A 26,569-nucleotide genomic window follows, 5' to 3' on the forward strand; every position below is an offset into this window, starting at 1 on the left:
AGCGATGGTTTTTAAAAACTCTCTTATATTCGTAACACCCAAAATAACCAAAATATTAATAATAGATTTACTCAAATCTACTAAAAAATTAACCAAACATGTAGACCCAAATCTACCTGAACTTAACCAAAAACTTTAACCTATGAACTTTGCCTCAAATCTACCTGAACAACCTACTTTAATTGAAAGCAAATTCAAGGAAACTGTTAGAAAAAATATACAGTTTTTGAAAAGTTTGCTTTATCTAACCAAAAAGATTTTCATGCTATAACCCTTTGGGTATAGCATGAATTAGCTTTTGGGTGTATGCCTTTTTAGGATTGCTATAAATAGCATCGGCATCATCTAATTCTTCAATTTTACCTTTATTCATTACCAATAGTTGGTCGCTCATATATTTTACAACTGCTAAATCGTGCGAAATAAATATATAGGTAAAACCAAAGTCTTCTTTTAACTCGTTTAATAAGTTTAAAACTTGAGCTTGAACCGAAATATCGAGTGCAGAAACCGACTCGTCGCAAACAATTAACTTGGGTTGCAACGCGATAGTGCGTGCAATACCAATACGTTGACGTTGGCCACCAGAAAATTCGTGCGGATATCGGTTAAAATAGGTTTCACCCAAGCCCACTCGGTTTAAAATAGCGATGGTTTTTTCTTTACGCTCTTTATCGGTTTTGTATAGTTTATGCACTTTCATGGGTTCCATAATGGCTTCACCAACGGGCATACGTGGGTTTAATGACGAATATGGATCTTGAAATATAATTTGAATCTCTTTTCTTAAGCTTTTTAAGGCGCTACTTTTAAGTTTTGTAATATCCTTGCCTTTATATAAAATACTTCCAGAAGTAGCTTTGTTTAACTGTAAAATGGCATTTCCTAAGGTACTTTTGCCACATCCCGATTCACCAACCAACCCTAAGGTTTCGCCTTCGTAAAGTTTAAAACTTACATTGTTTACCGCTTTAAAACTGTCGGGTTTTGTAAACCAACCACCTTTATTTAAATATTCTTTTTCAACATTTATAACTTCTAAAAGTGGGGCTTTGTTGTATATTTTTTTATGATTTTTGGCACGTTGTTCCGTTGTAATGATTTCGGTTTTTGGCGTGCCATCTAAAAAATCTTGAATGGTAGGTAATACTTTTAATCGGGTATCGAGCGATGGTCTGGAATTTATTAAAGCTTTGGTATAAAGGTGTTGCGGTTCTCTAAAAATAGTTTTTGCATCGCCTTGTTCAACAATATCGCCTTTGTACATGACTAAAATACGGTTGGAAATTTCGGAGATGAGTGACAAATCGTGAGTAATAAAAATAATACTCATTTTGGTGTCGTTTTGCAGACTTTTTAAAAGTTTTACAATATCCTTTTGTACGGTTACATCGAGCGCTGTTGTGGGTTCGTCTGCAATTAAAATATCGGGTTTGCAGGCAATGGCCATCGCAATCATAACGCGTTGCTTTTGTCCGCCAGAAATTTCATGAGGATAAGCTTTAAATACCCGTTCAGGATTGGGAAGTTTCACTTTTTCAAAAAGGGAAATAACTTCTGGAATAGCGTCTTTTTTGTCGTAAAAGGTGTGTTGTGTTAATATTTCTAAAACCTGATCACCACAAGTTAAAGATGGGTTTAAAGAACTCATAGGTTCTTGAAAAATCATGGCAATTTTATTACCGCGAATGTCTTGAAATGCTTTTTGCGGTAAGCTGGTTAATTCCTGATTATAGTATGAAATAGAGCCCGAGGTTATTTTTGAAATTTTCTTAGGAAGTAAACCCAGAATAGCTAATGAAGATACCGATTTTCCCGAACCAGATTCGCCAACAATGCCTAAAATTTCGTTTTCGTAAACTTGATATGTAATGCCATGAATTACTTCGTTATTACCAAAGGCGATTTTAAGGTTATTAACTGATAAAATGGGTTCTTTTTTCATTTTAATTGTTCCTTTTTATACGTGCAAGATTTCATCTTCGCTTAAAATGTCGTCACCACGTAAACGAAGTAAAATTTGCGCAACTGCAATGGTGTCTTTTTCGCAATAAATTATAATGCGGTCTATATTGTTTTCTTTATAAAAAACACGCGACACTTCACTACCGTCAATATCGTCTTTTGGTGATGGAATTCCTAATACATTTGTGAGTAATTTTAAAGAGGTATAGGTTTTATAATCGCCAAATTTCCAGAGTTCTAGCGTGTCTAAATGCGGCACTTCCCATGGTTTTTTACCAAAAAGGTTGAGTTTGTATGGTAATTCTATATTGTTAATTATCATGCGACGTGCTATGTATGGAAAGTCAAATTCTTTACCGTTATGAGCACAAAGTAAATGGTGATTTTGATTGAAATGTGATAAAAGTAAGTTTTTAAAATCGCGCAGAATTTTAGATTCGTCGCCATAAAAAGAAGTCACTCTAAACTTTCGTAAGTCACCTTTAATATTAAAATAGCCAACCGAAATACATACGATTTTACCAAATTCGGCCCAAATACCGGCACGATCATAAAACTCTTCTGCTGTAAAATCGTCTTTTCGTTGGTATTGCGATTTATGTTCCCAAAGCATTTGTTTGGTTTCATCTAAATCTGAAAAATACGCAGTTTCTGGTACTGTTTCGATGTCTAAAAATAATATGTTTTCTAGATTTAACTTTTGTATCATGCCAGTTTTCCGCGAAAGCGCTATTTTAATTATTCATCATTTTATAAGCTTCTTCAACATAAACAGTAATATCGTTAGTAAACTTACCTACACCTTGATCGGGCGATTTTCTGTGGCCTAGGCGCACAATGATGAGGTTATCGTTAGGCTCTACCAAAACGTATTGCCCCAAGTGGCCACGCATCATAAAAAAGTGTTTGTCGCCAATGTCTTTTAGCCACCAGCCATAACCGTACTCTGGACTTGCTTTAAAACGAGGTGTAATGCTTTTTTTTACAAATGCAGAGTCTAGTAGTTGTTTGCCGTTCCATTTACCATAGTCTTTATATAGTTTTCCAAAGCGTGCAAAGTCGCGTGCGCTACTCGAAATGCAGCAAAATGCTTTGGCTAAACGGTTGTCGTCGTCGTCCAGTTGCCACAAGGCGTTGTTTGCTGCTCCCATAGGTTTCCAGAAGCTTTCTGATAGGTAATTGGATAACGTTTTACCTGTTGCTTTTTGTAAAACCATGCCCAGAAGTGCAGTGCTACCGCTTAAATATTCAAAAGATTCACCAGGTGTTTTTACGACTTTTTGGTTTAAAATGGTTTCGGCTAAATCGTCGTCGTAATTAGCTCTTGCGGTTACCGAAAACGGACTTGTATAATGTTCAACCCAGTCGAGACCAGACGACATAGACGATAAATCGCCTACCGTAGTTTTGGCGTAACTGTATTGCGGGTAAAAATCGCTTAAAGGTTGGTCTAGGCTTTTTATGTAACCATCCATAATGGCTTTTCCTAACATCGCTGAGGTTATACTTTTTGCCATTGAAAACGAGTTGGTTTGCGAGTTTTTATTAAAACCATCATAATATTTTTCGAACCAAATACTGTCGTTTTTAATAATTACATAGGCTATTGTGCCCCAATCGGTATTTACTTTTTCGAGTTTTTCTGTTGCATTTACGGTGTTGTAATTTTTATGAATTGGCCATTCATCTACATGATTACCTTTTTTAATGGTATCGTTTTCAAAATATGGGTAATCGTCTATAAAAGCGGTTTTATGTCCTGTAAAATAAACTACTTTGGCTCCACGAATAATATAACCATAGTCGAAAATATAAAGTAGCGCAACCAACAGAATTACTAAGGCTAAAAGCCATTTAAATAGGTTTTTTATAAATTTCATGAGTTTATTTTATAGTTTAAATAAATATAGGGAATATTTTAGCTAGATAACTTTTTTAACATAAAAATCGATAAGAAATAGGGAAGAAGCATTAGTTGCAACAACTAAAATAAGGTTTGCTGTTTAAACGGGCTTTCGTGGTTTAATAGCCATTGTTTACGGTGCAAGCCACCAGCATATCCTGTTAAGCTGCCATCGCTACCAATTACACGATGACATGGCACTACAATCCATAACGGGTTTTTACCATTGGCATTGGCAACAGCACGAATAGCTTTAACATCACCCAATTGTTTTGCCAGCTCTAAATATGAGGTGGTTTTTCCATAGGGGATATTAATTAGCTCATTCCATACGTTTTGCTGAAAATCTGTGCCTTTAGGGTTTAGTTTTAAGCTGAATTGTTTTCGTGTACCATTAAAATACTCGTTGAGTTGTATGGTGCAATCTTCTAAAACTTCGGGGATAATATCTGTTGGTTTTTCTTCAGAATTTAAAACAATTATTGATGTAATACCATTAACATCACCTTCAATTTTAGTGAACCCAAGTGGTGATGAAATGATGCAACTCTCCATTAGTTTGTAGGCGTTTCATCGTTTAAAATACCTAATTTTTTAGCGCGTGCTTCCCAACTTTTTCGTGCTTGTAATTGTAAGTCTAATACATTATCGCTTTCGTCCATAATTTCTAAGCCTAAAAGGGTTTCAATAACGTCTTCCATAGTAACTAACCCGCTTACGCTTCCGTATTCGTCAACAACCAAAGCCATGTGGTTTCGGCTTTCAACAAGTTGTTCGAAAAGCGTAGGAATTGGTAAATTACGGTCAACAATAATAATGTTTCGTTGTAATTCTTCTAATTTTTTAGTGCCATTACCAAGTGCCATTTCTTTAAAAATTTCATCTTTTAAAACAAGACCTTTAATATTGTCGGGATTATCGGCGTAAATTGGAATTCTAGAAAAGCGTAGGTTTAGGTTTCTGTTAAAAAAACCTTCAACCGTAGTGGTTTGGTCTTCAGTTTTCATTACCGTTCGCGGTGTCATAATGTCTTTGGCAAAAACCTCTTTAAAAGTAAGTAAGTTTTTAATTATTTTACTTTCGTTTTCTTGAAAAACACCTTCTTTATGTGCCATATCGGTCATCATCATAAAGCTTTCACGATTTAAAACACTACCATGACCTTTGCCTCCAATAAGTTTTGTGGTAAGTTGTAACAACCATAAAATACCTGTCCATTTTAAAGGAAATATTAAAATATGAAGTGCTGTTGTTGTAAAATTTGCTAAACCTTTCCAGTAGGTGGCACCAATAGTTTTGGGAATAATTTCTGAAGCCACAAGTATTAAAATGGTCATTATTGATGATACAATACCAACCATTAAATCTTCTGTAATGGTTATACCTAAAACTGTTGAAGTTTTTGTGCCATACATTTCAGCGTAAGCCACTTTGGCTTGTACACCTACTAAAATTGCACCTACAGTATGAGCAATGGTGTTTAGCGTTAAAATGGCAATTAATGGACGGTCCACATCTTGTTTTAGCTGCTCTAAACTAGTAGCAAAGGCTTTACCTTCTTGTTTTTTAACATTTATAAAAGTTGGGGTAACACTTAATAAAACGGCTTCTAAAATGGAACATAAAAACGAAAAGAAAATAGAAATAACGCCGTAAAAAATAAGTAAGGCCATAGATTGAATTATAATTTATTGTAGCACTAAGTTACAAAAAGGAATTTATAATTATGGAGCATTTTTTTGTTATGCTCGAATAAAGTTTAATAATGAAGTTTTAGATATAAAATAGTAGGTTGTTGTTGTGTAAATAACTAAAATTAAAAGCAAACTTTATTATTCTTTAAAATATCTAAAATAGACACTTACAATTCTTGATAATTAAGAAATAGAATGATTAAATTTATGGCCTAAATCAATTGATTATTATGAAGATAGCTCAAGCGGTTAGGTTTATGTGTTTTGGCATGTTTATATTAATTTTTATACCGTTGCAAGCTCAAAACGAACCAAACGACTGCGATAATATTATTACAGTTTGTGGTAACGGAAATTTTCAATCGAATGCGACAGGACCAGGAAATAATCCAACAGAAGTTAATTCTTGTGGTGGTTTCGAGCAAAATTCAATATGGTTAGAGATTAATATTGTACAAGGTGGAACTTTGGGGTTTGATTTAATTCCTGACGATCCAGATATTTCTATTGATTATAATTTTTGGGTATATGGCCCTAACCAGTTATGTGCTAATCTTGGTAGTCCTATTCGTTGTGCTACTACCAATCCTCAGCAGGCAGGTTTACTTAATAACCATACAGGAATAAATGGCAGTACAACCCAAACGCAAACGGGACCAGGAGCAAATGGTAATGGTTATGTAGATTGGTTAACCGTTGCTGTTGGTGAAACTTATTTTATTGTTATTGATAGACCAAACGTTTCAGGTAGTTTTGAAATACAGTGGACAGGTACAGCTATGCAAGGTGCAGGAGCGTTTCCATCTCCACCAATAGCTACTGCTATCAACGATGTTATTGCTTGTAGTAGTACACCTAATGCTTCGTCTTTTGATTTAGGAAGTTTAAGAAATAGTATTAATTCTGACGCAAGCAATACTGTTGAGTTTTATGAAAATTTAGCCGATGCTACCGATGATATTAATGAATTGCCAGATATTTATAATAATACAAGTAATCCGCAACAGATTTATGCAAAAGTAAAGTCCGCAACTACTGATTGCTATAGTTTAATCGATTTTAATTTAGTGGTTTCTCCTATTCCAGATGCTGTAGTTTCTGTTGATAGAAATACCATTTGTGAAGGTGAATCGGTAACTTTTACATTTACAGGAACAGAAAATACAACTGTAAATTATAATATTAATGGTGGGGCAGCACAACAAGTTTATATTGATAATTCAGGTATAGCAACTTTAAATCAAGTGTTAACGGTAAATTCAACATTAACTTTAGAAAGTGTTCAGGTAATTGATGGTTCGGGAACTGTAATTTGTTCGCAAACATTAACCGATTCTGAAACTGTAACAGTCAACCCAAGTTTAACACCCGAATTTACACAGGTAGCTCCTATTTGTAGCGGCGAAACATTATCGCCATTACCAACCACATCTAATAATAGTATTACAGGAACTTGGAGTCCAGCTCTCGATAATACAACCACCACAACGTATACCTTTACTCCTAATGCTGGACAGTGTGCCACAGCGCAAACCATGACCATTACGGTTAATCCAATAATTATTCCTGAATTTACACAAATTGCGCCACGTTGCAGTGGACAAAACATTAACCCTTTACCAACTACCTCAAGAAATGGTGTAACAGGAAGTTGGAGTCCGGCAATAGATAATACGACTACCACTATTTACACTTTCACGCCCGATGCTGGCCAATGTGCAAGTGAGCAAACTATGCGCATTATTGTAAGTCCTACACCAATAATAGATTTAGATAATTTAAGAGCCTGTACTTTTAGCGGAAATGGGTATTTCGATTTCGATTTAATTGCCGAAATTCCTAATATTTTAGGAAGCACCCAAGATGCTTCAGATTTTACTGTTGAATTTTTTGAAGACGCTTCGGCGTCAACGCAAATAACAACAAATCCGTATACGAATTCGGTAGCATACACTCATACCATTTATGTTCAAATTACAGATAATGCTACTTTGTGCGATGCTGTTTTTACGTTTTATTTAACGGTTGAAGATGCTGCTTTAGCAACAGCACCAAATCCTATTAATATTTGTGACGAAGATGGTGATAACGATGGGTTTCATCAATTCGATTTAACTTCTTTAAATACTGAAGTTTTAAATGGACAAGATCCAAGTAATTATATTGTGGCCTTTTTTGAAGATTCGCAAGATGCCGAAGATGGTATAAATGCAATTACAAATCCTGACGCTTATACAAATAGGTTTGCTAATTTTCAAACTATTTATATTCGTGTGTATCATGCCAGTTCGCCAGATGTATGTTATGCTACAACCTCGGTTAATTATACAGTAAATCCAGTTTTAAAACCATTAATTTCGTCGTTAACAGGAAACAACACCTTATGTGTAGATTTTGAGACTAATACAGTTTTAAACAGTGTTACCTTAGTTAGCGATTTACAAAACGCCAATTATGTGTATACTTGGTATTTAAACGGAACCGAAATTGCTGGAGAAACTTCTAGTGAATTAATAATTGATACTGCAACTCCTGGTATTTATACATTGAGTATTGAAGAAAACACGCCCATTGCTAATTGTTCTTCTGAAATTAGCGAAGGGTTTGAAGTATTACAATCAGGACCACCAGTATTGGTCGATGTATCGCAAACAGAAACTTTTGAGCCTAATCCAAGAATAACTGTAACTGTTGAGGGTTATGGCGAATACTGGTTTCAGTTAGATGATGGCCCAATAGAAGATAATGCAGGTATTTTTACCAGTGTAAGTAGCGGTTCACATAGCGTTACGGTTTACGATAGGAAAACCGAAAATCCGTCGTGTGGTTCTATAATAATTGATGATATTACTATAATAAATTATCCAAAAGTACTTACGCCGAATAACGACGGTTACAACGATACGTGGCATGTGTTTGCTGTAAGCGATCAGCCAACTACTACTGTTAAAATTTTCGATAGGTATGGTAAGTTATTAAAACAATTACGAGCTAACGATATAGGTTGGGATGGTACTTTTAGAGGGCAACCGTTACCAGCAAACGACTATTGGTTCGATTTAACTTACGAAGAAAACGGTGAGTTAAAGCATTTTGTGTCGCACTTTTCGTTAAAACGATAACAGGTTAATATTTCTTTTTTCGGTAAAACAATTTTTAGTAATTTTATAAAAATCAATTAGATACCCGTTTTTGGGTATTGTGTTTCCTCCCTAAAAATTTCAATTTAGTATTGTAATAAATACATGTGCTTCATTACGTCGCAGATGTGTATTTTATAAAAAATCACCATTAAACTAAATACTATGGAAACATTTGAAACTTTTGATAATAATCAGCGCATTACCATTAATGTTACCGACATTGAAACTATAGCGCAACAAGTAGGACCAACTGTTTTTGCTTTAAGAGCATCAGATGATCCAATGAATTTTGAAATTTTAGATAGTGTTGAAAATACCTCTTCATTTTCAAAAGAACAATCTAAAACATTACCTGTATTAGCTGTAAAGTTTGTTTTTATTGTGGATATAACCCAAGAGCCAAACCTTCAAAGAGTTATGGAACGTACACTAATTCGTTATAGTGTTTACGACCAAGATAATAGGAAAACGTATTATTCTTCATTTATAAGTTTTGAATCAGAATTCATTCAAGTATCGCCCGAGCAATTTACAGTTGAAAAAAATATTGAGATTGTTTTAAACGAAGATTTAAGAAGTAATCACAGAGCCTTTGTTAAATCTTTAAACTCATAATTATGAAGCGGTTTTCAATCATTTTTTTGGTTTTAGTAGGTTTTGTAACTACCCAACAAGCGCAAACAACCATTAACGACTTTAATTTTGAAAGCACCACAACACCAGCGTTTACGTTGGTTGATGAAACACCAACTGCTATTAACTCGCCCGAAAATATTAAAAGTTTGGCGGTATATGTTTACAATGGTTATAATAATGGAAATATTGCTTTGGAGTCGAATCCGTATTGGATAATCCCAAATAAAAAAGATCGCTCTTATCAAGATTTTCGAGGTATAAAATTAAATAAGAAAGGCGAATTTTATATCAATCCGTTTAATGGTATTAAAACAAATTCTTCGTTTTCATTTGGATATGTAACAAAACAATTTGATGGTTATACGGGTGATAAAAAAGTAGCTTCAATTGGTGCAAGAACGGCCATTCTTCAACTTTATAGTGAAAATAAAGTAAAAAGTTTAGTTGATATTATAAGTAAAACAGCGGCACCATATTCAAACGAGGCGCTCCAAAAATATAATGGTACATTAGTATTTTTAAATTTAATTGTAACCAAATTTGATGCTGAAGAATATATTATAAACAACAAAATACCTCAAAGTTATATTGATGCTGCCAATAGTTTTTTGACTAAAAACCCTGATTTTAATTCCAATTATCCCGATGGTAAAAGTTTGGCAAATGCCTATTTTAAAGAGGTTACCGACAGAATTGTAAAGTTTTATTACAACCCAAAAGATATAAAACCGTTTTTGCGACTTGATGGTGCTTTGGCTTACGGCATGTTATTTAAGGAAAATACAATCTCATCAAATGTAAACAGGTTTTCGGGTTGGTTAACCCTCGACTTTGCTATTAACTTGATTAAAAAGGAAAAACAAGCCTCACAACCTGCCAACTATTTACATATTTACGGCATTGCTAAGTATGTTGATGATGGCTTTATTGCAAACCAAGGTGTATTTTGGGATTATGGCGGAAAAGTTGAACTTGAGTTTAATAAATTAAAATTTGCTTACGAGTATTTAAAACGCGATGGTTTTGGTAGTCAATACCGTTCGGTTGGTAATATTAATTACCAGTTATTTAAAAAAGTGAGTTTAACAGGTGCTTTTGGTAAAGATTTTCCCGAAGAAAATAATTTAATTACGCTTTTAGGTGTTAATTGGGATTTAGATTTTAGTGAGTTGTTTTAGGTTTATTTAACATCGAAAAAAATACCACCAGAAATTGATGCATTGGCATAAATAATACGGCCGCTAATAGGATGTGTATAGTTTAACGAAACACCAAGTTTTTTTGTAATGTAGTAAGCTATTTCGCCGCCAATATTGGTATATTCAATATTATTTGCAAAAATGCTTCCTTGGCTATTTTGAGCGTTTAGGCTTCCGTTTTGCATCGATTCTACTATTTGGCTTCTGGCAATTAACCATATTTTTCTATTAAAAAAGTTACCGCCAATTTCTAAGCCTGTTCTAAATTCATCTGAAAAACCATTGGTTCTGTTGTTAAAACCAACATAGGTTTTTGCGTAAAAAGGCGCGTTAAGCAGCTTAAAAGGAGTGCCTAAATTCACTTTTAAGAGTTGGTTAAATTCACCATCACCTGTTTGAAAGCTGCCATCGCTACCACCTTGGCTATTTCCTGTGGGCAAACCAAATACCAATGAGGTTGATAGCGCAAGTCGTTTAGTTTTTAATAGTTTTAAGCGTACGGCAATATCAATATCGCCAATAGAATTTACAGTTTCTCCAGACGAGATGGTCTCGCCTGTTGTTCCCGAAATAACGTCGTTTTCATAAGTGCTACTAAAAAAAGGGAAATAAACAATGGCATCTAGTTTATTGGTGATGCCATAAGCGCCGTAAAAACTGGCATTAACTTGTCCACGTGTTACATTTGGGTCGGTTTTTCCGGTATCCGTAAAATGTTTGTCCGATTCTAAATACCAAAACGATAGTTTGTAATAACCATTACCTTTTCCTTTAGTCCATTGGGCATTTCCTATAAAAAAGCTCATTAATAAAGTGAAAATAACGAGTGACTTAATGGATGTTTTCATATTAATTTTTATCATTAAAATTACTCGATATCAGCACCGCCAACTTTTACACTAAAAGGTTCGCACCAGTACAATAAATAGGAATAATCGTTTATACCAACATTTTCTATAACGTAGTTATGGGCTCCACTAAATACTTGTACAGCACCTAAAGATAAGGCGTTGGCTACCGAATTTGGATTGTTGGTTAAATACACATATAAACCAGGTAAACTGGTTGAAGCTTTGTAATTTGCATCTATAGAAAGTAACAGATTATTGGTGTTTTCAATAGTTGAGAGTGTAAACGTGCCGCTTAGTTCGTAACTACTTGTAGTGGCAATTGTACCCGTTTTGCTAGAACTGTTTGAGGTGTTGGAATCCATTACAATATTTAGCGGCGTGCTGTCTTCAATAGTAGTATTGTTAACCATTACAATAGCTTTAATTTCTGTTTGGCCTGCCATAACACCAGTAACCAATCCGCTAGTATTTATTGTTGCCACAGATTCGTTTGAGCTTTGCCAGGATATAGTAATGCTCTCTTGTTGCCCAATATTATTAAAATACGATGCATTATATTGATGGGTTGATGATTCGGTAAGGTTTTCAATAGGATTTAAAATTCTAACTTCTCTAGGAACTTCATCATCTAAAATATCTTCACCTTTACAGGATGAAAACAGGAAGGTAATAACAATAAAAACAGTGGTGTAAAATTTAGTCATAGCTTTCGGTTTTTAAAATAGTCGAAGCTATAAGAGGTTGCTTACACTTGTTTTAAGAAGATTTTATTTATGACTATTACTCAAGTTGAGCCTCGTAAAACACTTGTTGCAATTTTGGGCGAATGTTTAAGTTGTAAATGTTTCGGTGAGTTCTTGAAGGATAAACGCGGTTAGATAGGAAAATAAAAACTAATTGTTCTTTGGGGTCAGCCCAAACAAACGTACCGGTAAAACCCGCATGACCAAAACTTTCTTTACTAACTTGTGGCGCAGGATATGCTTTTGTAATGTTTAAGGTGTCGTTACCAATTAAAGGTTTATCGAAACCCAAACCACGGCGGTTGTTATTTTCTGGATATTGAATTTTAGTAAATTCCTTTACGGTTGAAGGTTTAAAATACGTCGTGCCATTAAGAGTACCATAATTTGCTAACATTTGCATGTAATTAGCCAAATCTTTAGCTGTACCAAATAAACCTGCATTACCAGAAATACCACCAAATAAAGCAGCGTTTTCGTCATGAACCCAACCTTGAGCGAGCGTTTTTCTGAAGATGGAATCGTTTTCGGTTGGAACAATGGCATTTTTAAAGTTCTTTTTCTTAGGAAGATAGCCTAAAGTTTCACATCCCAATGGCTTGTAAAAATGCTTTTGAAGATAATTAGTGTAAGTTTCTCCTGTGATGTTTTCAATAATTTCAGGATAAATTAATGACGCTAATCCTGAGTAAGTATAGACTTTTTTGTCGCTTACTTTCGATCGATTTATAATACGGAACAGCTTGTTTTTAAATCGATTCTTAACGTAAATTCCGTCGTACATTTGATTCGAAAACCGTTTGCTAGCTTCAGAATGAATAAAACGCTTTTTAACGTTACCATTTTTAGTTACCGAGTTTAAAAATACAATGTAAGGTTGCAGTCCCGATTGGTGCGCTAAAAGTTCACGCAGGGTAATGTGTTTTTTGTCTTTTCGGTGTTTCCATGGTTTCCAATAGTTACTAAATGGCGCGTCTAAATCTAGTTTGCCTTCCTCGTAAAGTTTCATTAAAGCAGGCAACGGCCCAACAATTTTGGTGACCGATGCTAAATCGTGAATATCGTTTAATTGTACTTTGGTAATGCTGTCGTAGGTATGAAAACCGTAAGCTTTGTGTAAAATAATTTGCCCTTGTTTTGCGACTAAAAGTTGCGCACCCGGAAAGGCTTTTTCGCTAATACCAAAGTGCATTATAGAATCAATCTGTGTTTTAATAAAGTCGCCATTTAAGCCAACCGATTCTGGCGAAGCATACGGCATTTGGGCATAACAAGGTTTTGTAAACCCAAGAATTAAGAGCAAATGCAATACAATTTTTTTCATGTTATATTATCAATAATTTTAAATGTGTTATTACTATCTTATTTAGCTTCCTTTTAAATGTAAACAAGTTATGGCTATTTTACTTTTTCTCTTTTAAAAATATTTTTTAGAATATAAATTGAAAATAAATAGGAGGCTAAAAAACGAGGTAATTAGCTTAATAAGCTTTATGTTAAGGGGTTATATTGGTGTTTTTACTGGTTGGTTGATTATATTTGTAAATATTAATAATAAACATTTAACATGAAAAATGAGTTTTTATTTAAGTTTAATTTGATTTTTTTCATGTTCGTATCATTTGTAAATGCTCAGAATTTACCTCAAATACAACCTCTTAGCGAATTTGCTTTTACCGAAAAAATTTATTTACAATTAAATAATACAATTTTTACTTCAAATGAAACGGTTTGGTTTAAAGCCATTGTTACCGATGTGTTTAACCATCCTAAAAGCCTAAGTGGTGTTGTTCATGTAGAACTTGTAGATTTTGATAAAAACATTTTAATCTCTAAAAAATTGAAATTGGAAAAAGGAATTGCAGATAGCTTTTTCCAGTTAAGAGAATCGTATCCAACGGGGCGTTATTTAATTAGAGCTTATACCAATTGGAATAGAAATTTTGGTAAAGATTTCTTTTTTGAAAGGTATATTGATTTGTTTTCTCTTGAAGATATTGATAAAGGCGAGGTAATAACAAATATAGTACTTACTAAAACACAAGAAGGAGAAGTTAAACTATCAGCAAATATAAATCCTCAAGTAATAGATGAGACGTATGCCAAAGATTTAAAGGTGCATATTCATTCTAAAAACCTTTTGGACTCCGTTGAAATTAAGAAGCAGAAAAAACAATATGCTTTGGAGTATAAAATTCCAACAGATGCTTATAGTGTGAAGCTTAAAGTAGAATTGGAAGACACTAAATTAAAAAATAATAAGCTAAAGGTTAATAATACTCACACAAAAACAATAGTTATTGATAAAAACTTTTTAGACCTACAGTTTTTTCCTGAAGGTGGTAAACTAGTTGATGGGCTTAAAAGCAAATTAGGCTATAAAGGTGTAAAGTATAATGGTTTAGGTACAGTTGTAAATGGAGATATTGTTGATGAAAAAGACAATGTGTTATTTGAGGTGTTAAGTAACGAATTAGGTATGGGTTACATATTTTTAAAACCAGATATAACCAAAACGTATTACTGTAAAGTTACAAATGCCGATGGTACAATTTATAAATATGAATTACCAAAAGTACATAAGTCTGGGTATGTAATGTCTCTTTTAGAAACTACCAATTATCTAAATTTAAAAGTAGAAACCAATGTAAAAAATACAGATAGTCTTTTTGTACAGATAAAAATGAGAGGCGTTTTAATACAAGAACATTCATTTAAAGTAGAAGACGGATTTTATCAAGTATTAATGCAAAAAAATGCTTTTAATGAAGGCATACATAGTGTTGTACTTTTAAATAATAATCATGTGCCATTATGCGAACGTTTGTTCTATAATTTTAAAGAATCAGAAAAACTAAATATCTCGGTAAATACCAATAAACCAAGATATAGCCAACGAGATAAAACTAAGTTAAATATAGTAGTAGCTAATACAAACGGACAGCCTGTTAAAACAAATCTTTCTCTTTTGGTTATTGATAAAAAGCAATTAGGAGATTTTAGAAAATTGCAACCTAATATTTTATCGCATTTTTTGTTAAGCTCAGAACTAAAAGGAACAATTGAAAACCCTAAATATTATTTTAACAAGAATAGTATTAATAGAAAACGCGATATGGAATCGTTAATGCTAACTCAAGGTTGGAGTAATTATGTATTTAATAAAACCGATACAATTAACAGTTTTAGCATAAAGCCTGAAACTGATTTATGGATCTCAGGCATAGTAAATTCTGTATTTAATAAAAATAAGCCGCCCAAAAAAACAGTTGATTTATCTTTATTTACCTTTGGAGATCCTAGAGGATTTTATCTTCAAAAAACAGATTCTTTAGGGCGTTTTGCCTTTAACTTAGGAAGCCAGTATGCAGATACTTTAAAATTTGTAATTCAATCAACAAATAAGAAAGGTGTAAAAAAGGACTATAATATAGCATTAGATGACGCTTTAGCGCCACCAAAAATATATTATGAAGAACAACAAAATTTTCAGTTAGCCGATACCATTGTAACCCCTTATTTAAATACAAGTATAGAAAATAAAAAAGTAAACGATGGATTTGTAACTCCCGATAATACCATTGAATTAAATGCAGTAGAATTAACGGGGTATAACCTTACTCCAAAACGAGAAAAAGTATTTAAACTTCATGGGCCACCAGATGTAGTTATCAGCAATGAAGAACTCGAAAAAGAAGAAGAAAAATGGATGTTTGGACTTTATAGTGTTTTAAGGTCAAAGTTCCCTGATGATATTAGGATAAAAAGAGTTAATAAATCGGGTTATGATTATTTTAAAACCAGTCAAATAGGCAGTGGTCTTGATTCATTCGATATGGCTAATGCCTTTGGTGCTGATTTTACTTTTATTTTAATTGATGGTGTTTTAATAGATCTTTATGAATATCCGTTAGTTTCTCGTTTACCTGTAGAGGGTGTTAAGAGTTTTGAAATTCTAAATCATCCTAAAAATGCAAGAAGATATTTTTATCAAATTTTTCCAGTGTCTGAAGATATAGCTTTTAAAACATTCGCAATTATTAGTATTTATACCTATTCTGGTAAAGGGCTTTATGGTATAGGTCGTACTGAAGGCATTTTTAAAGGAGTTATTTCTGGGTTTTCTCCCAGAAAAGAATTTTATGCGCCAAAATATGATGTTCTTGAGCCAGTAGATTGGGATATTGCAGATTTACGTTCAACTATACACTGGTCGCCAAGTATAACAACTAATGAGCAAGGTGAAGCCGAAATAGAATTCTACAACGCAGATACCACAGGCGATATGCTCATAATTTTAGAAGCAATTTCGCCTGATGGTAAATTAGGTTATTTTGAGTCAACCTACCAAGTTAGTAAATGGGAAAAATAATTATGATATTAGCTTCATTAAATCTTTAGCAAAATAACTCGCTATAATATCAGCACCTGCGCGCTTAAATGCCATGGTGGTTTCTAGCATCACTTGGTCGTGGTTAAGCCAACCTTTTTCGGCAGCAGCTTTAATCATGGCGTATTCGCCAGAAACTTGATATACAGCTACAGGAACATTGACTTCATTTTTTATCTCTCGCAGAATATCTAAATACGATAAACCTGGTTTTACCATAACAATATCGGCGCCTTCATCAATATCCATTTCGGTTTCTCGAATGGCCTCAAAGCGGTTGCCAAAATCCATTTGATAGGTTTTTTTATCCTTCGGGATATCAACAACATCTACCGGAGCAGAATCTAGCGCATCACGAAATGGCCCGTAAAATGCCGATGCATATTTAGCCGAATAGCTCATAATACCAGTGTTTATAAAACCTTCATCTTCTAAAGCTTCGCGAATGGTAAGAATGCGTCCGTCCATCATATCGCTTGGCGCCACAAAATCGGCACCTGCTTTGGCGTGCGAAATACTCATTTCTGCAAGAAATTCGGCAGTGTCATCGTTTATTATTTGTCCGTTTTCAATAATGCCATCATGTCCGTAAACCGAGTAAGGGTCTAAAGCTACATCAGTCATCACCAACATATCAGGACAAACGTTTTTAACGGTTTTTATGGCGCGTTGCATTAATCCGTTGGGGTTTAAAGCTTCAGCACCTTTATTGTCTTTTAAATTATCGGGCACTTTTACAAATAATAACACCGATTTTAAGCCTAATCGCCACAATTCCTTAACTTCATTTTCAAGCAAATCTAAACTGTAACGGTAGTAATTTGGCATAGAAGCAATTTCGTCTTTAACACCTTTGCCTTCAACCACAAAAAGTGGCACTAAAAAATCGTTTGGAGTTAATACGGTTTCGCGAACTAAACTACGAATGGCTTCGTTGGTTCTTAATCGTCTATTTCTTCTTAATGGATACATGCTTTTTAATTTAAAAAGTTAAAAGTGTAAAATTACAAGTTGCTTACTCAAACTCTACACCCAATCTATGGGTTTTTTTAATACTTCAATTAATTTTTCTTCCTCGCTTCCAGCTTCAGGTTGATGGTCGTAAACCCATTGCACATGCGGTGGTAAGCTCATTAAAATACTTTCTATACGTCCGTTAGTTTTTAAACCAAACAATGTCCCTTTATCATGCACTAAATTGAACTCAACATAACGGCCACGACGAATTTCTTGCCAATCGCGTTGTGCTTTTGTATATGGTAAATCTTTGCGTTTTTCAACAATAGGTAGATAGGCGCTAAGGAAACTATTGCCAACTTCAGTCACGAAATTGTACCAATTTTCCATGGTCATATCTTCTGATGCTTTACAATAATCGAAAAATAAACCGCCTATACCGCGCCCTTCGTTGCGATGTGTGTTGTGAAAATATTCATCGCAACGCGCTTTGTATTTTGGGTAAAATGCTGTATTGTGTTTATCGCAAGCGGTTTTACATGTTTGGTGGAAGTGTTTCGCATCCTCTTCAAATAAATAATAGGGCGTAAGGTCTTGTCCGCCACCAAACCATTGGTCAACAATATTGCCTTTTTGGTCATACATTTCAAAATAGCGCCAATTCGCATGAACAGTCGGCACCATAGGGTTTTTTGGGTGTAGCACTAAACTTAATCCGCAGGCAAAAAAATCGGCATCCTTTACGCCAAAGTAAGCTTGCATGCTGTCTGGAAGTTTACCATGAACACCAGAGATATTTACACCACCTTTTTCAAAAACATGACCATTTTCTATAACGCGGGTACGACCACCACCGCCTTCAGGTCGTTCCCAAATATCTTCTTGAAATTTAGCTTTACCATCAATAGCTTCTAAACCAGAAGTTATGGTGTTTTGTAAATCATGTATGTATTGGTAGAATTTGTCTTTCATGTTTGTTTTATTCAAGTTGGTTATTTGTTTGTGAAGTTGAAGCGGTTATTTGATTGTTTTCTAAATCTGTCAGGTTTTCAAAACCTGACAGGTCTTAATTAATTTTCTACATTCAGTATTTCTATCGTTTTAGTTGAAGCCGCAGTAACAGATAGCGGTAGCACTAAAATAACACCGATAACAGGAATTAATAAAAATAGTAAAAACACAATACCGTTACCTATTGCTAAACCACGATTTTTGCGCACAAATTGTATGCTTTCTTTGTATTTAAAATGGCGTTCTAGCGTATAATCCATATTACCAAAACCAGCATAATAGGCTTGCAGTAGAAATAATAAAATGGTTGAAAATATATTTACAACAGGTATTAATTTTAAGAGTAAAATGGGAATTGTGTACAACAGTTCCATGCCCAAATTTCTAAGATTTATGCGTATACCACGCCATAATTGTTGATTAAATGTGGTATTACGATGGTAATGCACTGTTTTGCCTGTTATGTGCGCTTCAATTTTTTCGGAAACGGGACTCATAAATGGCGCCGATAAGGCCATAATAATGTGTTTGTAGAGTATTAAGCCAATTACGAGTACGATGAGTCCGCCGAGAAAAGCACTTAAGGTCTCAAAAGTATCGTGACCCCAATCCCAAATCCAGATTTTAGCAATAAAATGCCCAATGTTATCGGATAAGCTATACGCCGTACCAAAAATAATTATGGCTGTAACGAAGCTAATTAACATAGGCACTGCGAAAAATTTCCAGAGTTTTAGTTTAGATATTAAACCAAATGCTCCGGCATAACCTTGCAACCCCTTTAGTATGTTTTTTATCATATTTATTTATATTGCAATATCTTCTTTTAAGATTTTATGTTTCTGGTTTTCTTTCTTTCTATGCCATAGTGCTAGTCCAAAAGTTAAAACACCTAGGCGACCTATAAACATTAAAACAATAATAATTAATTTGCCTATTGTATTTAGTTTAGTTGTAATGCCTGTGCTAACACCTACAGTTCCTAAGGCAGATGCTACTTCAAATAGAATGTCTTCAAATTTAAAGTCGTTTGTAAAAGTTATTAAAAAAGTGCCCAAAACAATAATTGTTGTGTAAAAAATAAAAGCAGATGTGGCGATGTAAAGTCTTTCAAAAGGAATAACTCTATGCATAAAAGTTATTTTTTTTTGTCCTCGTAATCTACTTTTAATTATGGCGTAAATGGCAGATAGGGTTGTTATTTTAATGCCTCCAGCAGTTCCAGAAGGAGATGCGCCAACGTACATTAAGAAAATGCAAACTAATAGCATTGATTGGTTAAATAATCCAAAATCAACCGTATTAAAACCAACGGTAGTCATTGCAGACATACTTTGAAAAAAAGATGCTAATAACCTGCCTTGGGTTAATTGAGTGATAGAAGGTTCGAACCAATATAAAAAACAGGTACCAAAGCTTAAAAGTATGATAAACCCATAAAGTATAATTTTTGTGGTGAAACTAATTTTATGTGTAAAATTTTTAACTTTTAAATAAAAATCTGTAACAACAATAAATCCTAAAGAGCCAAAAATTGCAAGTAAAGCAACTGTGAAATTTAATAAAGGATTATTTGCATAATCAATAAAACTATTGTTAAATAAACTAAATCCGGCTGTACAAAATGTGCTTACACTATGAAAAATAGCAGACCATAAAGCGTTAAAAAAAGGTAGGTCTTGTTTAAAAACAATGAAAAACATTATGCTCCCCAAAATTTCCATTATTAGCGTAAATATGATTACTGATTTTAAAAAATCTTTAATTTGGATGCTTTCAGGTAAAATAAACTCAGTGGATAATATTTTTTTATGCCATAGCGTCATTTTTTTTGTGGTGCTTAACAACATGTAAGTTGTAAATGTTAAATATCCAATACCACCGAGTTGAATTAATATCATGATGATAAATTGACCAAAAAAATTATAACTATCGAAGACAGATACGGTAACTAGGCCTGTGGTAGATACGGCAGAGGTTGCTGTAAACAAGTTGTCTAAAATAGACACGTCAGTTTTATGAAATATTGGAATGCATAATAAAACAAAACCAGCTAAAACATACGTCAAAAACCCATAAAATAGGTTCTGTTGAGGAGTCCATTTTTTTTTAAAAAGTGTGTATTTTTTTTGTATGTTTTTTAATGAAGCTCCCATCGTTAGCTGTTGTTACTCTTTATATTCCTTTACAGCATCAATAAACGCTTTGGCATGATCTAACGGAATGTTAGGTAAAATACCATGACCTAGGTTTACAATGTATTTATCTTTACCAAAATCGTTAATCATTTGGGTAACCATTTTTTTGATTTCTGAAGGTGGTGACAGCAAACGCGACGGATCGAAATTACCTTGTAACGTAATGTTTCCGCCAGTTAAATAACGTGCATTTTTTGCAGAACACGTCCAATCGACACCCAGCGCTGAAGCACCAGATTTTGCCATAACATCGAGTGCAAACCAACACCCTTTACCAAAGGCAATTACTGGAGCATCATTTTTTAAGGCATCGATTATTTGCTGAATATATTGCCAAGAGAATTCTTGATAATCGGTTGGCGATAACATGCCGCCCCAAGAATCGAAAACTTGAACAGCGTTAACGCCTGCTTTTACTTTTTCTTTTAGGTAAGCAATGGTGGTATCGGTTATTTTTTGAAGCATTTGGTGTGCCGCAATTGGGTTTGTAAAGCAAAATTCTTTGGCCTTATCAAACGTTTTGCTGCCTTGACCTTGTACACAGTAACAAAGAATAGTCCATGGTGAACCAGCAAAACCAATTAACGGAATTTCGTTATTTAATAGTTCTTTAGTGGCTTTTATGGCTTCGTAAACGTAGTTTAGTTCTTCTTTTACATCTGGAACAATAACGTTGTCAACATCTTTTTGCGTACGGATTGGGTTAGGCAAATACGGACCAAAATTAGGTTTCATTTGCACTTCGATATTCATGGCTTGCGGAATAACCAAAATATCACTAAATAAAATAGCAGCATCCATACCGTATCTGCGGATAGGTTGCACCGTAATTTCACTAGCTAACTCGGGTGTTTGGCAGCGTGTGAAAAAATCGTATTTCTCACGAATAGCCATAAATTCTGGAAGGTAACGTCCTGCTTGACGCATCATCCATACTGGTGGACGTTCAACAGTTTCACCTTTTAATGCTCTTAAAAATAAATCGTTTTTAATCATATGATTTTGTCTAGTCATTGCGAGGAGGAACGACGTGGCAATCTTTTTATGAGATTACTTCGTCATGCTGCCTCGTAATGACGATTTAAACATAATGTTCATTCACTAATTCAATAACGCTCTCTACAGTTGGTATTTTAGCAATTCGCACATCGCTAAAGTGTTTTTTTGCGGCTTTAGCTGTGGTTTCGCCAATACAAAACGCTATAATTTCTTTGTTGTTTTTGGCAACGTAACTATCTACGGTTGAAGGACTGTAAAACATAGCAGCTTCAACAGAATCGTCTACTTTTTCGCCATCAAATTTGGTTTGATATGCTTCAACTTCAGTAACGTTTATGTTGTTTTCTTTAAGGATGTTTGGTAACGCATCCAATCGAATATCACTGCAAAAATAGGTAACGTTTGTGCCTTCAATATATTCAACTAAATAGTTAGCCAAAGCTTCAGCATTTTTTTCGATGTGCTTAACAGGACCTATTTTTTTCTCAATCAGTCGTTTTGTACGTCGGCCTACACAGTAAATATTTTTAAACTGAAGTTCGGTAGCCGAATAGTTGGTTACTAACGACTCAACAGCATTTTTACTGGTAATAACAACGTTTTCTATTTCGTTTTTTAAAAATCGAGGATGAATTCTGTTTAAGCTGATTTTTACAAAATCGGTGCTTTTTACCGAAACATTATCGCTTAAAAGTAAACGCTGGTCTTCGGTTAACGACTTTGTAGAAAATACGTTTGTGGCTTTAGTAGAATTTTTAAGGGTATCCATGAGGCGTTTACCACCGCGCTCGATAATATAATTGGCAGCCCATTCTGCTAAATGGTTGTGTTTGCCTAGTTTTTCAACACGAGTAACTTCAATTTTTTTAGAACCATCGTAGCTTAAAAGCACACCTTTAAAGTGAATTTCTTCATTTTTTATAGTCGCCAAAGCGCCAATTGGAGCGGTACAACCACCTTCTAGTTTATTTAAGAAGGTACGTTCTATGGTCGTGCAAATTTCGGTTTCTGGGTGATTTAATTCCGCGCAAGCGTTTTTTACAAACTCATCTTCAGCTAAAGCGGTAATCATAATAGCACCTTGTGCTGGTGCAGGAATCATCCAATCTAAATTGACCGCATTTTCTGGTCGAATACCAATTCTGCCAATACCTGCAGCGGCAAAAATAGCAGCATTCCAATGTTCGTTATCTTTTAATTTTTGAAGACGTGAGTTCACATTACCTCGTAAATCTTCAATGCTGTGTGTTGGGTATTTATTTAGCCATTGCGCACGTCGTCTTAAACTTCCTGTGGCAATTACGGCATTTTTTGCGCCTAAAAACTCTTCATTATCTTTAAAAACCAAGGTGTCGTTTACATTACCACGTTTTAAAACAGCAGCTTGCACAATACCTTTTGGTAAAACAGTGGGTACATCTTTTAGCGAATGTACGGCAATGTCAATTTCGTTGTTTAACATGGCGATATCGAGCGTACGTGTAAACACACCGGTAATACCAAGTTCGTAAAGTGGTTTGTCTAGCACTAAATCGCCTGTAGATTTTACAGGAACAAGTTCGGTTTTATAACCTAAATGTTCGAGTTGTTCTTTAACAACATGGGCTTGCCATAGCGCTAATTCGCTATCGCGTGTGCCTATTTTTATGGTTTTAAGCATTTTTTGGTGAAGGGTCTAGCTGGAATACTTTTTTAATAAGTTCAAGACTTTCGTCGGTTGAAATAGTATCATCCTTTAAATGATGCGCAAAGTGATTGGTTATTTTCTGAATAATTTTATTGCTAATTAATTCGGCTTGCGCTTCGTTAAAGTCCGATATTTTTTTGCGTTGTACATCAAGTTCTGCAGAAGCAAATCCGTTAAGCTTGTGTTTTAAAGCTTTAATGGTTGGTGCAAATTTGCGTGTTTCTAGCCACGTGTTAAATTCGGCTTTTACCTCTTCAATGATCGCTTCGGCAAACGGAATGTGTTGTTTTCTTGCTTCTAAAGTTCTGTCGGTAATTTTCGACAAATGATCGAGATGAACAAGCGAAACGTTTGGTAAATCGTTAACGTTTTCATCGACGTTTTTAGGAATCGATAAATCTAAAATTAGCAACGGTTTTTTAGATTGAATAAGGTATTTATCTACCGTTGGACGTTGTGCGCCAGTGGCAACAATCAAAATATCAGAAGTACTTATTTCTTCTTGTAAATTCGCATAATCTTTAACCACCAAATTAAACTTTCCAGCAATTTGTTCAGCTTTTGTTTTGGTGCGATTAATAAGCGTTATGTGTTCGTTTTTGGTGTGTTTTACCAGGTTTTCGCAGGTGTTTCTACCAATTTTACCAGTACCAAAAAGTAATATGTTTTTGTTAGAAATGTCTTCAACAGTATCAAAAATATATTGCACAGATGCAAAAGATACCGATGTAGCGCCAGACGAAATTCCAGTTTCATTTTTAATACGTTTGCTCGACTGGATAACCGCATTAACTAATCGCTCTGAAAACGGATTTAGTAAATTATGCTTTTTAGATAAGCGTGCAGAAACGCGTAACTGACTTATAATTTCGAAATCGCCTAAAATTTGACTGTCTAAACCAGAACCAACGCGAAACATATGCGCAATGGCTTCTTGGTTTTTGTATATGTACGCGACTTCTCTAAATTCTTCAACAGTACCACGAGTATTGTCGCAAAGTAATTGAATAAGTTGGTAAGGGTGTTGTGCAAAACCGTAAATTTCGGTGCGGTTGCAAGTAGAAATTACCAATAAACTTTCGATGTTATTTTCCTTGGCTTGCACTAATAAATTCAGTTTAGACTCGTCATCTAAACTAAAATGTCCTCTTATGTCTGCATCGGCTTTTTTGTAACTTAAGCCAATGGCATAAAAGGAGCTACTTTTTGAAATGTTGTAGTTCTGCATGCTATACCTGAAAAATGTGAAGCAAAAATATAGGTATGGCTCAAAAAAAAATAACGCTAAACGAACTTTTAATAACGCTATGCGTTTTTTGGTGTAATTTTAGGAAAAAGTATGATAAATATCATATTTTTGTAGTAAAATCAATAGTTTTGATAAATTCTATTTAGAACTATTCTAAATAAAAACAAAATGGATAACGCTCAAAGTGCTCAAAAAAATGTCGCTGTAAGTTCATTTGAAGAAACAAAAGTAGACGATGGTTTTTCAATTTTAACCTACAAAAACGACACTAGTGAAACGCAAAGTATTGTTAAAGATATAAATAGCGACTTTATTCAGTTTCACTTTTGTTTAAAAGGCTGTTGTAAATTTATTTTCAACGAAGGCCGTTATGCTTTAAATATTGTTGAAGAGAATGCGTTGTTGCTTTACAACCCGCAACGTGACTTACCTATAAACTTAGAAATAGACCCTAATTCTTGGATTGTTTCCATATTAATTTCAATTAAAAAATTTCATAGTTTGTTTTCCCAAGAAGCGGGATACATTACCTTTTTAAGCGACGAGAATAAGGATAAAAAATATTACAAAGATGGGGTTATATCGCCGTCTATGGCAATAGTTCTCAATCAGTTAATAAACTATAATCTTAACCAAAGCATAAAACACATTTATTATAAAGGAAAAGCTTACGAGCTTTTAAGTCTGTATTTTAACCGCAGCGAAGATGCCGATGTAGAGCAATGTCCGTTTTTAGTTGATGAAACCAATGTGATAAAAATACGCAAGGCTAAAGACATTATTATCGCAAGAATGGCAGAGCCACCAAGTTTACAAGAGCTTGCCGACGAAATTGCGCTACCGCTTAAAAAACTTAAAGAAGGCTTTAAGCAAATTTATGGCGATTCGGTGTTTAGCTTTTTGTTTGATTATAAAATGGAAGTGGCGCGTAAACTACTAGAAGCCGGTAACGACAATGTAAACGAAGTTGGCTTAAAAGTGGGCTACAGTACCGCAAGTCATTTTATCGCAGCTTTTAAAAAGAAGTATGGCACAACGCCAAAAAAATATGTAACCTCTTTAAATTAATTTGTTATGAAATTTTTAACCCCAGAAATTGAAGCATTAGCAAAAGAAGACAGTAAAAAATCGTTGGTAAAACCAGGCGTGTCTTGTGGTATTTTTCAAGATACCGAAAATAAAAACGGGCGCCAAAAGTATTATTACGAGGAAAAAATTGAGAAAGGTTTAAAATAAAATGAAACAGTTACTACTAATTGTTGTTACGTTGTTTTCAGGTGTTTTTTGCGCTCAAGAAAAAGTTTTGGTTTTTAGTAAAACGGATGGATTTAGGCATAAATCGATAGAAATTGGTGTAAAAACCATTGAAAATTTAGGGAAAAGCAACCATTTTGAAGTACATCACACCGAAGATGCAACTTTGTTTAATACCAAAAATTTAACGCAGTATCAATTAGTTGTATTTTTAAACACTACCAAAAATGTATTTAACGAAAATGAACAAACAGCCTTTAAAACTTACATAAACAACGGTGGTAGCTTTTTAGGAGTTCATGCCGCAACCGATACCGAGTTCGATTGGCCATGGTACAACCAATTGGTTGGTGCTTATTTTTTAGATCACCCCGAAAAATGCAACGCAACCATTAATGTGGTAAATACAACGCATCCTTCAACAAAACATTTAAAATCAACGTGGTCGGTTTACGACGAATGGTACAATTTTAAAAATATAAGCGATGCCATTACAGTGGTTTTAACGCTCGACGAGTCGAGTTATAAAGGTGGAAAAAATGGTGGGTTTCATCCAATAGCATGGTATCAAGAATTTGATGGTGGACGCATGTTTTACACAGGTTTAGGGCACACGAGTGAAATGTATGGTAATGCCGATTTTCAGCAGCATTTGTTAGGCGGAATTTTTTATTGTTTAAACCGATAGCA

General features: G+C 34.3%; 22 protein-coding genes. 7 read left to right on the plus strand and 15 right to left on the minus strand.

The genetic code is table 11. The features are described 5' to 3' along the window. Nucleotides 1-265 precede the first annotated feature (265 nt). From PK35_RS15605 to PK35_RS15625, 5 genes are all read right to left on the minus strand, one after another. Nucleotides 266-1,945, minus strand: a complete 1,680-nt coding sequence (locus tag PK35_RS15605; protein ID WP_044627508.1) for an ABC transporter ATP-binding protein — start codon at nucleotides 1,943-1,945, stop codon at nucleotides 266-268. Between the two features lie 15 nt (nucleotides 1,946-1,960). After that, nucleotides 1,961-2,674, minus strand: a complete 714-nt coding sequence (locus PK35_RS15610; protein WP_044627509.1) for a 3'-5' exonuclease — start codon at nucleotides 2,672-2,674, stop codon at nucleotides 1,961-1,963. Between the two features lie 25 nt (nucleotides 2,675-2,699). Beyond that, nucleotides 2,700-3,845 carry a serine hydrolase domain-containing protein gene (locus PK35_RS15615; protein WP_044627510.1) on the minus strand — a complete coding sequence of 382 codons (1,146 nt, stop codon included), beginning with the start codon at nucleotides 3,843-3,845 and terminating at the stop codon, nucleotides 2,700-2,702. 104 nt (nucleotides 3,846-3,949) lie between these two features. Further along, entirely contained in the window at nucleotides 3,950-4,423 is a 474-nt protein-coding gene (locus PK35_RS15620) for a methylated-DNA--[protein]-cysteine S-methyltransferase (protein WP_044627511.1), read from the minus strand. Further along, complete coding sequence (locus tag PK35_RS15625) at nucleotides 4,423-5,541, minus strand: CNNM domain-containing protein (RefSeq protein WP_044627512.1); 1,119 nt, start codon at nucleotides 5,539-5,541, stop codon at nucleotides 4,423-4,425. The genes PK35_RS15620 and PK35_RS15625 overlap by 1 nt, the downstream gene beginning before the upstream one ends. 251 nt (nucleotides 5,542-5,792) lie before the next feature. Here PK35_RS15625 and PK35_RS15630 point away from each other — a divergent pair, with 251 nt between their 5' ends. The 3 genes from PK35_RS15630 (at nucleotide 5,793) to PK35_RS15640 (ending at nucleotide 10,519) form a co-directional block, all read left to right on the plus strand. After that, nucleotides 5,793-8,684 (plus strand): T9SS type B sorting domain-containing protein, encoded by a 2,892-nt coding sequence (locus PK35_RS15630; RefSeq protein ID WP_044627513.1) that lies wholly within the window; start codon nucleotides 5,793-5,795, stop codon nucleotides 8,682-8,684. Nucleotides 8,685-8,867: 183 nt separating this feature from the next. After that, entirely contained in the window at nucleotides 8,868-9,320 is a 453-nt protein-coding gene (locus tag PK35_RS15635; protein WP_044627514.1) for a hypothetical protein, read from the plus strand. 2 nt (nucleotides 9,321-9,322) lie between these two features. Continuing rightward, entirely contained in the window at nucleotides 9,323-10,519 is a 1,197-nt protein-coding gene (locus PK35_RS15640) for a hypothetical protein (protein WP_044627515.1), read from the plus strand. Nucleotides 10,520-10,521: 2 nt separating this feature from the next. Here the strand turns inward: PK35_RS15640 and PK35_RS15645 are convergent, their stop codons facing one another. The 3 genes from PK35_RS15645 to PK35_RS15655 all read right to left on the minus strand — a co-directional run bounded on the left by PK35_RS15645 (nucleotide 10,522) and on the right by PK35_RS15655 (nucleotide 13,458). Beyond that, nucleotides 10,522-11,388, minus strand: a complete 867-nt coding sequence (locus tag PK35_RS15645) for a hypothetical protein (RefSeq protein WP_131474427.1) — start codon at nucleotides 11,386-11,388, stop codon at nucleotides 10,522-10,524. Nucleotides 11,389-11,408: 20 nt separating this feature from the next. Then, the gene (locus tag PK35_RS15650) at nucleotides 11,409-12,095 is read right to left on the minus strand and encodes a DM13 domain-containing protein (protein ID WP_044627517.1); all 687 of its coding nucleotides are present in this window, start codon (nucleotides 12,093-12,095) and stop codon (nucleotides 11,409-11,411) included. Between the two features lie 76 nt (nucleotides 12,096-12,171). Beyond that, nucleotides 12,172-13,458: a serine hydrolase domain-containing protein gene (locus PK35_RS15655; RefSeq protein WP_044627518.1), complete on the minus strand. Its 1,287-nt coding sequence runs from the start codon at nucleotides 13,456-13,458 to the stop codon at nucleotides 12,172-12,174. 285 nt (nucleotides 13,459-13,743) lie between these two features. Here PK35_RS15655 and PK35_RS15660 point away from each other — a divergent pair, with 285 nt between their 5' ends. Beyond that, nucleotides 13,744-16,506: a hypothetical protein gene (locus tag PK35_RS15660; protein ID WP_131474428.1), complete on the plus strand. Its 2,763-nt coding sequence runs from the start codon at nucleotides 13,744-13,746 to the stop codon at nucleotides 16,504-16,506. On the opposite strand, the gene hemB is transcribed toward PK35_RS15660, so the two are convergent. The 7 genes from hemB to hemA form a co-directional block, all read right to left on the minus strand. Then, nucleotides 16,507-17,496: a porphobilinogen synthase gene (gene hemB, locus PK35_RS15665; RefSeq protein WP_044627520.1), complete on the minus strand. Its 990-nt coding sequence runs from the start codon at nucleotides 17,494-17,496 to the stop codon at nucleotides 16,507-16,509. It lies immediately after the preceding gene. A gap of 54 nt (nucleotides 17,497-17,550) precedes the next feature. Beyond that, nucleotides 17,551-18,453, minus strand: a complete 903-nt coding sequence (gene hemF / locus PK35_RS15670) for an oxygen-dependent coproporphyrinogen oxidase (protein WP_044627521.1) — start codon at nucleotides 18,451-18,453, stop codon at nucleotides 17,551-17,553. 98 nt (nucleotides 18,454-18,551) lie between these two features. Further along, the gene (locus tag PK35_RS15675) at nucleotides 18,552-19,292 is read right to left on the minus strand and encodes an EI24 domain-containing protein (protein WP_044627522.1); all 741 of its coding nucleotides are present in this window, start codon (nucleotides 19,290-19,292) and stop codon (nucleotides 18,552-18,554) included. Between the two features lie 6 nt (nucleotides 19,293-19,298). Beyond that, nucleotides 19,299-20,648 carry a TrkH family potassium uptake protein gene (locus PK35_RS15680; protein WP_044627523.1) on the minus strand — a complete coding sequence of 450 codons (1,350 nt, stop codon included), beginning with the start codon at nucleotides 20,646-20,648 and terminating at the stop codon, nucleotides 19,299-19,301. Nucleotides 20,649-20,660: 12 nt separating this feature from the next. After that, nucleotides 20,661-21,686, minus strand: a complete 1,026-nt coding sequence (gene hemE / locus PK35_RS15685) for a uroporphyrinogen decarboxylase (protein WP_044627524.1) — start codon at nucleotides 21,684-21,686, stop codon at nucleotides 20,661-20,663. 85 nt (nucleotides 21,687-21,771) lie between these two features. Next, nucleotides 21,772-23,349, minus strand: a complete 1,578-nt coding sequence (gene hemC, locus PK35_RS15690) for a hydroxymethylbilane synthase (protein ID WP_044627525.1) — start codon at nucleotides 23,347-23,349, stop codon at nucleotides 21,772-21,774. Continuing rightward, the gene (gene hemA, locus PK35_RS15695) at nucleotides 23,342-24,604 is read right to left on the minus strand and encodes a glutamyl-tRNA reductase (protein ID WP_044627526.1); all 1,263 of its coding nucleotides are present in this window, start codon (nucleotides 24,602-24,604) and stop codon (nucleotides 23,342-23,344) included. Before hemA ends, hemC begins: the two co-directional genes overlap by 8 nt. A gap of 189 nt (nucleotides 24,605-24,793) precedes the next feature. Here hemA and PK35_RS15700 point away from each other — a divergent pair, with 189 nt between their 5' ends. From PK35_RS15700 to PK35_RS15705, 3 genes are read left to right on the plus strand one after another with little or no spacing between them, the layout of a single operon-like run. Continuing rightward, the gene (locus PK35_RS15700; protein ID WP_044627527.1) at nucleotides 24,794-25,693 is read left to right on the plus strand and encodes an AraC family transcriptional regulator; all 900 of its coding nucleotides are present in this window, start codon (nucleotides 24,794-24,796) and stop codon (nucleotides 25,691-25,693) included. A gap of 6 nt (nucleotides 25,694-25,699) precedes the next feature. Beyond that, on the plus strand, nucleotides 25,700-25,861 hold the full coding sequence (locus PK35_RS17765; protein ID WP_202903843.1) for a hypothetical protein: 162 nt from the start codon (nucleotides 25,700-25,702) through the stop codon (nucleotides 25,859-25,861). A gap of 1 nt (nucleotide 25,862) precedes the next feature. Further along, nucleotides 25,863-26,567, plus strand: a complete 705-nt coding sequence (locus PK35_RS15705; protein ID WP_044627528.1) for a ThuA domain-containing protein — start codon at nucleotides 25,863-25,865, stop codon at nucleotides 26,565-26,567. Nucleotides 26,568-26,569: the final 2 nt, after the last annotated feature.

The organism is Neotamlana nanhaiensis (assembly GCF_000943555.1).
GTDB lineage: Bacteria > Bacteroidota > Bacteroidia > Flavobacteriales > Flavobacteriaceae > Neotamlana > Neotamlana nanhaiensis.

Coding starts and splice junctions, on each gene's coding strand:
- PK35_RS15605 (WP_044627508.1), bottom strand. CDS start 1,945: ATGAAAAAAGAACCCATTTTATCAGTTAATAACCTTAAAATCGCCTTT.
- PK35_RS15610 (WP_044627509.1), bottom strand. CDS start 2,674: ATGATACAAAAGTTAAATCTAGAAAACATATTATTTTTAGACATCGAA.
- PK35_RS15615 (WP_044627510.1), bottom strand. CDS start 3,845: ATGAAATTTATAAAAAACCTATTTAAATGGCTTTTAGCCTTAGTAATT.
- PK35_RS15620 (WP_044627511.1), bottom strand. CDS start 4,423: ATGGAGAGTTGCATCATTTCATCACCACTTGGGTTCACTAAAATTGAA.
- PK35_RS15625 (WP_044627512.1), bottom strand. CDS start 5,541: ATGGCCTTACTTATTTTTTACGGCGTTATTTCTATTTTCTTTTCGTTT.
- PK35_RS15630 (WP_044627513.1), top strand. CDS start 5,793: ATGAAGATAGCTCAAGCGGTTAGGTTTATGTGTTTTGGCATGTTTATA.
- PK35_RS15635 (WP_044627514.1), top strand. CDS start 8,868: ATGGAAACATTTGAAACTTTTGATAATAATCAGCGCATTACCATTAAT.
- PK35_RS15640 (WP_044627515.1), top strand. CDS start 9,323: ATGAAGCGGTTTTCAATCATTTTTTTGGTTTTAGTAGGTTTTGTAACT.
- PK35_RS15645 (WP_131474427.1), bottom strand. CDS start 11,388: ATGAAAACATCCATTAAGTCACTCGTTATTTTCACTTTATTAATGAGC.
- PK35_RS15650 (WP_044627517.1), bottom strand. CDS start 12,095: ATGACTAAATTTTACACCACTGTTTTTATTGTTATTACCTTCCTGTTT.
- PK35_RS15655 (WP_044627518.1), bottom strand. CDS start 13,458: ATGAAAAAAATTGTATTGCATTTGCTCTTAATTCTTGGGTTTACAAAA.
- PK35_RS15660 (WP_131474428.1), top strand. CDS start 13,744: ATGTTCGTATCATTTGTAAATGCTCAGAATTTACCTCAAATACAACCT.
- hemB (WP_044627520.1), bottom strand. CDS start 17,496: ATGTATCCATTAAGAAGAAATAGACGATTAAGAACCAACGAAGCCATT.
- hemF (WP_044627521.1), bottom strand. CDS start 18,453: ATGAAAGACAAATTCTACCAATACATACATGATTTACAAAACACCATA.
- PK35_RS15675 (WP_044627522.1), bottom strand. CDS start 19,292: ATGATAAAAAACATACTAAAGGGGTTGCAAGGTTATGCCGGAGCATTT.
- PK35_RS15680 (WP_044627523.1), bottom strand. CDS start 20,648: ATGGGAGCTTCATTAAAAAACATACAAAAAAAATACACACTTTTTAAA.
- hemE (WP_044627524.1), bottom strand. CDS start 21,686: ATGATTAAAAACGATTTATTTTTAAGAGCATTAAAAGGTGAAACTGTT.
- hemC (WP_044627525.1), bottom strand. CDS start 23,349: ATGCTTAAAACCATAAAAATAGGCACACGCGATAGCGAATTAGCGCTA.
- hemA (WP_044627526.1), bottom strand. CDS start 24,604: ATGCAGAACTACAACATTTCAAAAAGTAGCTCCTTTTATGCCATTGGC.
- PK35_RS15700 (WP_044627527.1), top strand. CDS start 24,794: ATGGATAACGCTCAAAGTGCTCAAAAAAATGTCGCTGTAAGTTCATTT.
- PK35_RS17765 (WP_202903843.1), top strand. CDS start 25,700: ATGAAATTTTTAACCCCAGAAATTGAAGCATTAGCAAAAGAAGACAGT.
- PK35_RS15705 (WP_044627528.1), top strand. CDS start 25,863: ATGAAACAGTTACTACTAATTGTTGTTACGTTGTTTTCAGGTGTTTTT.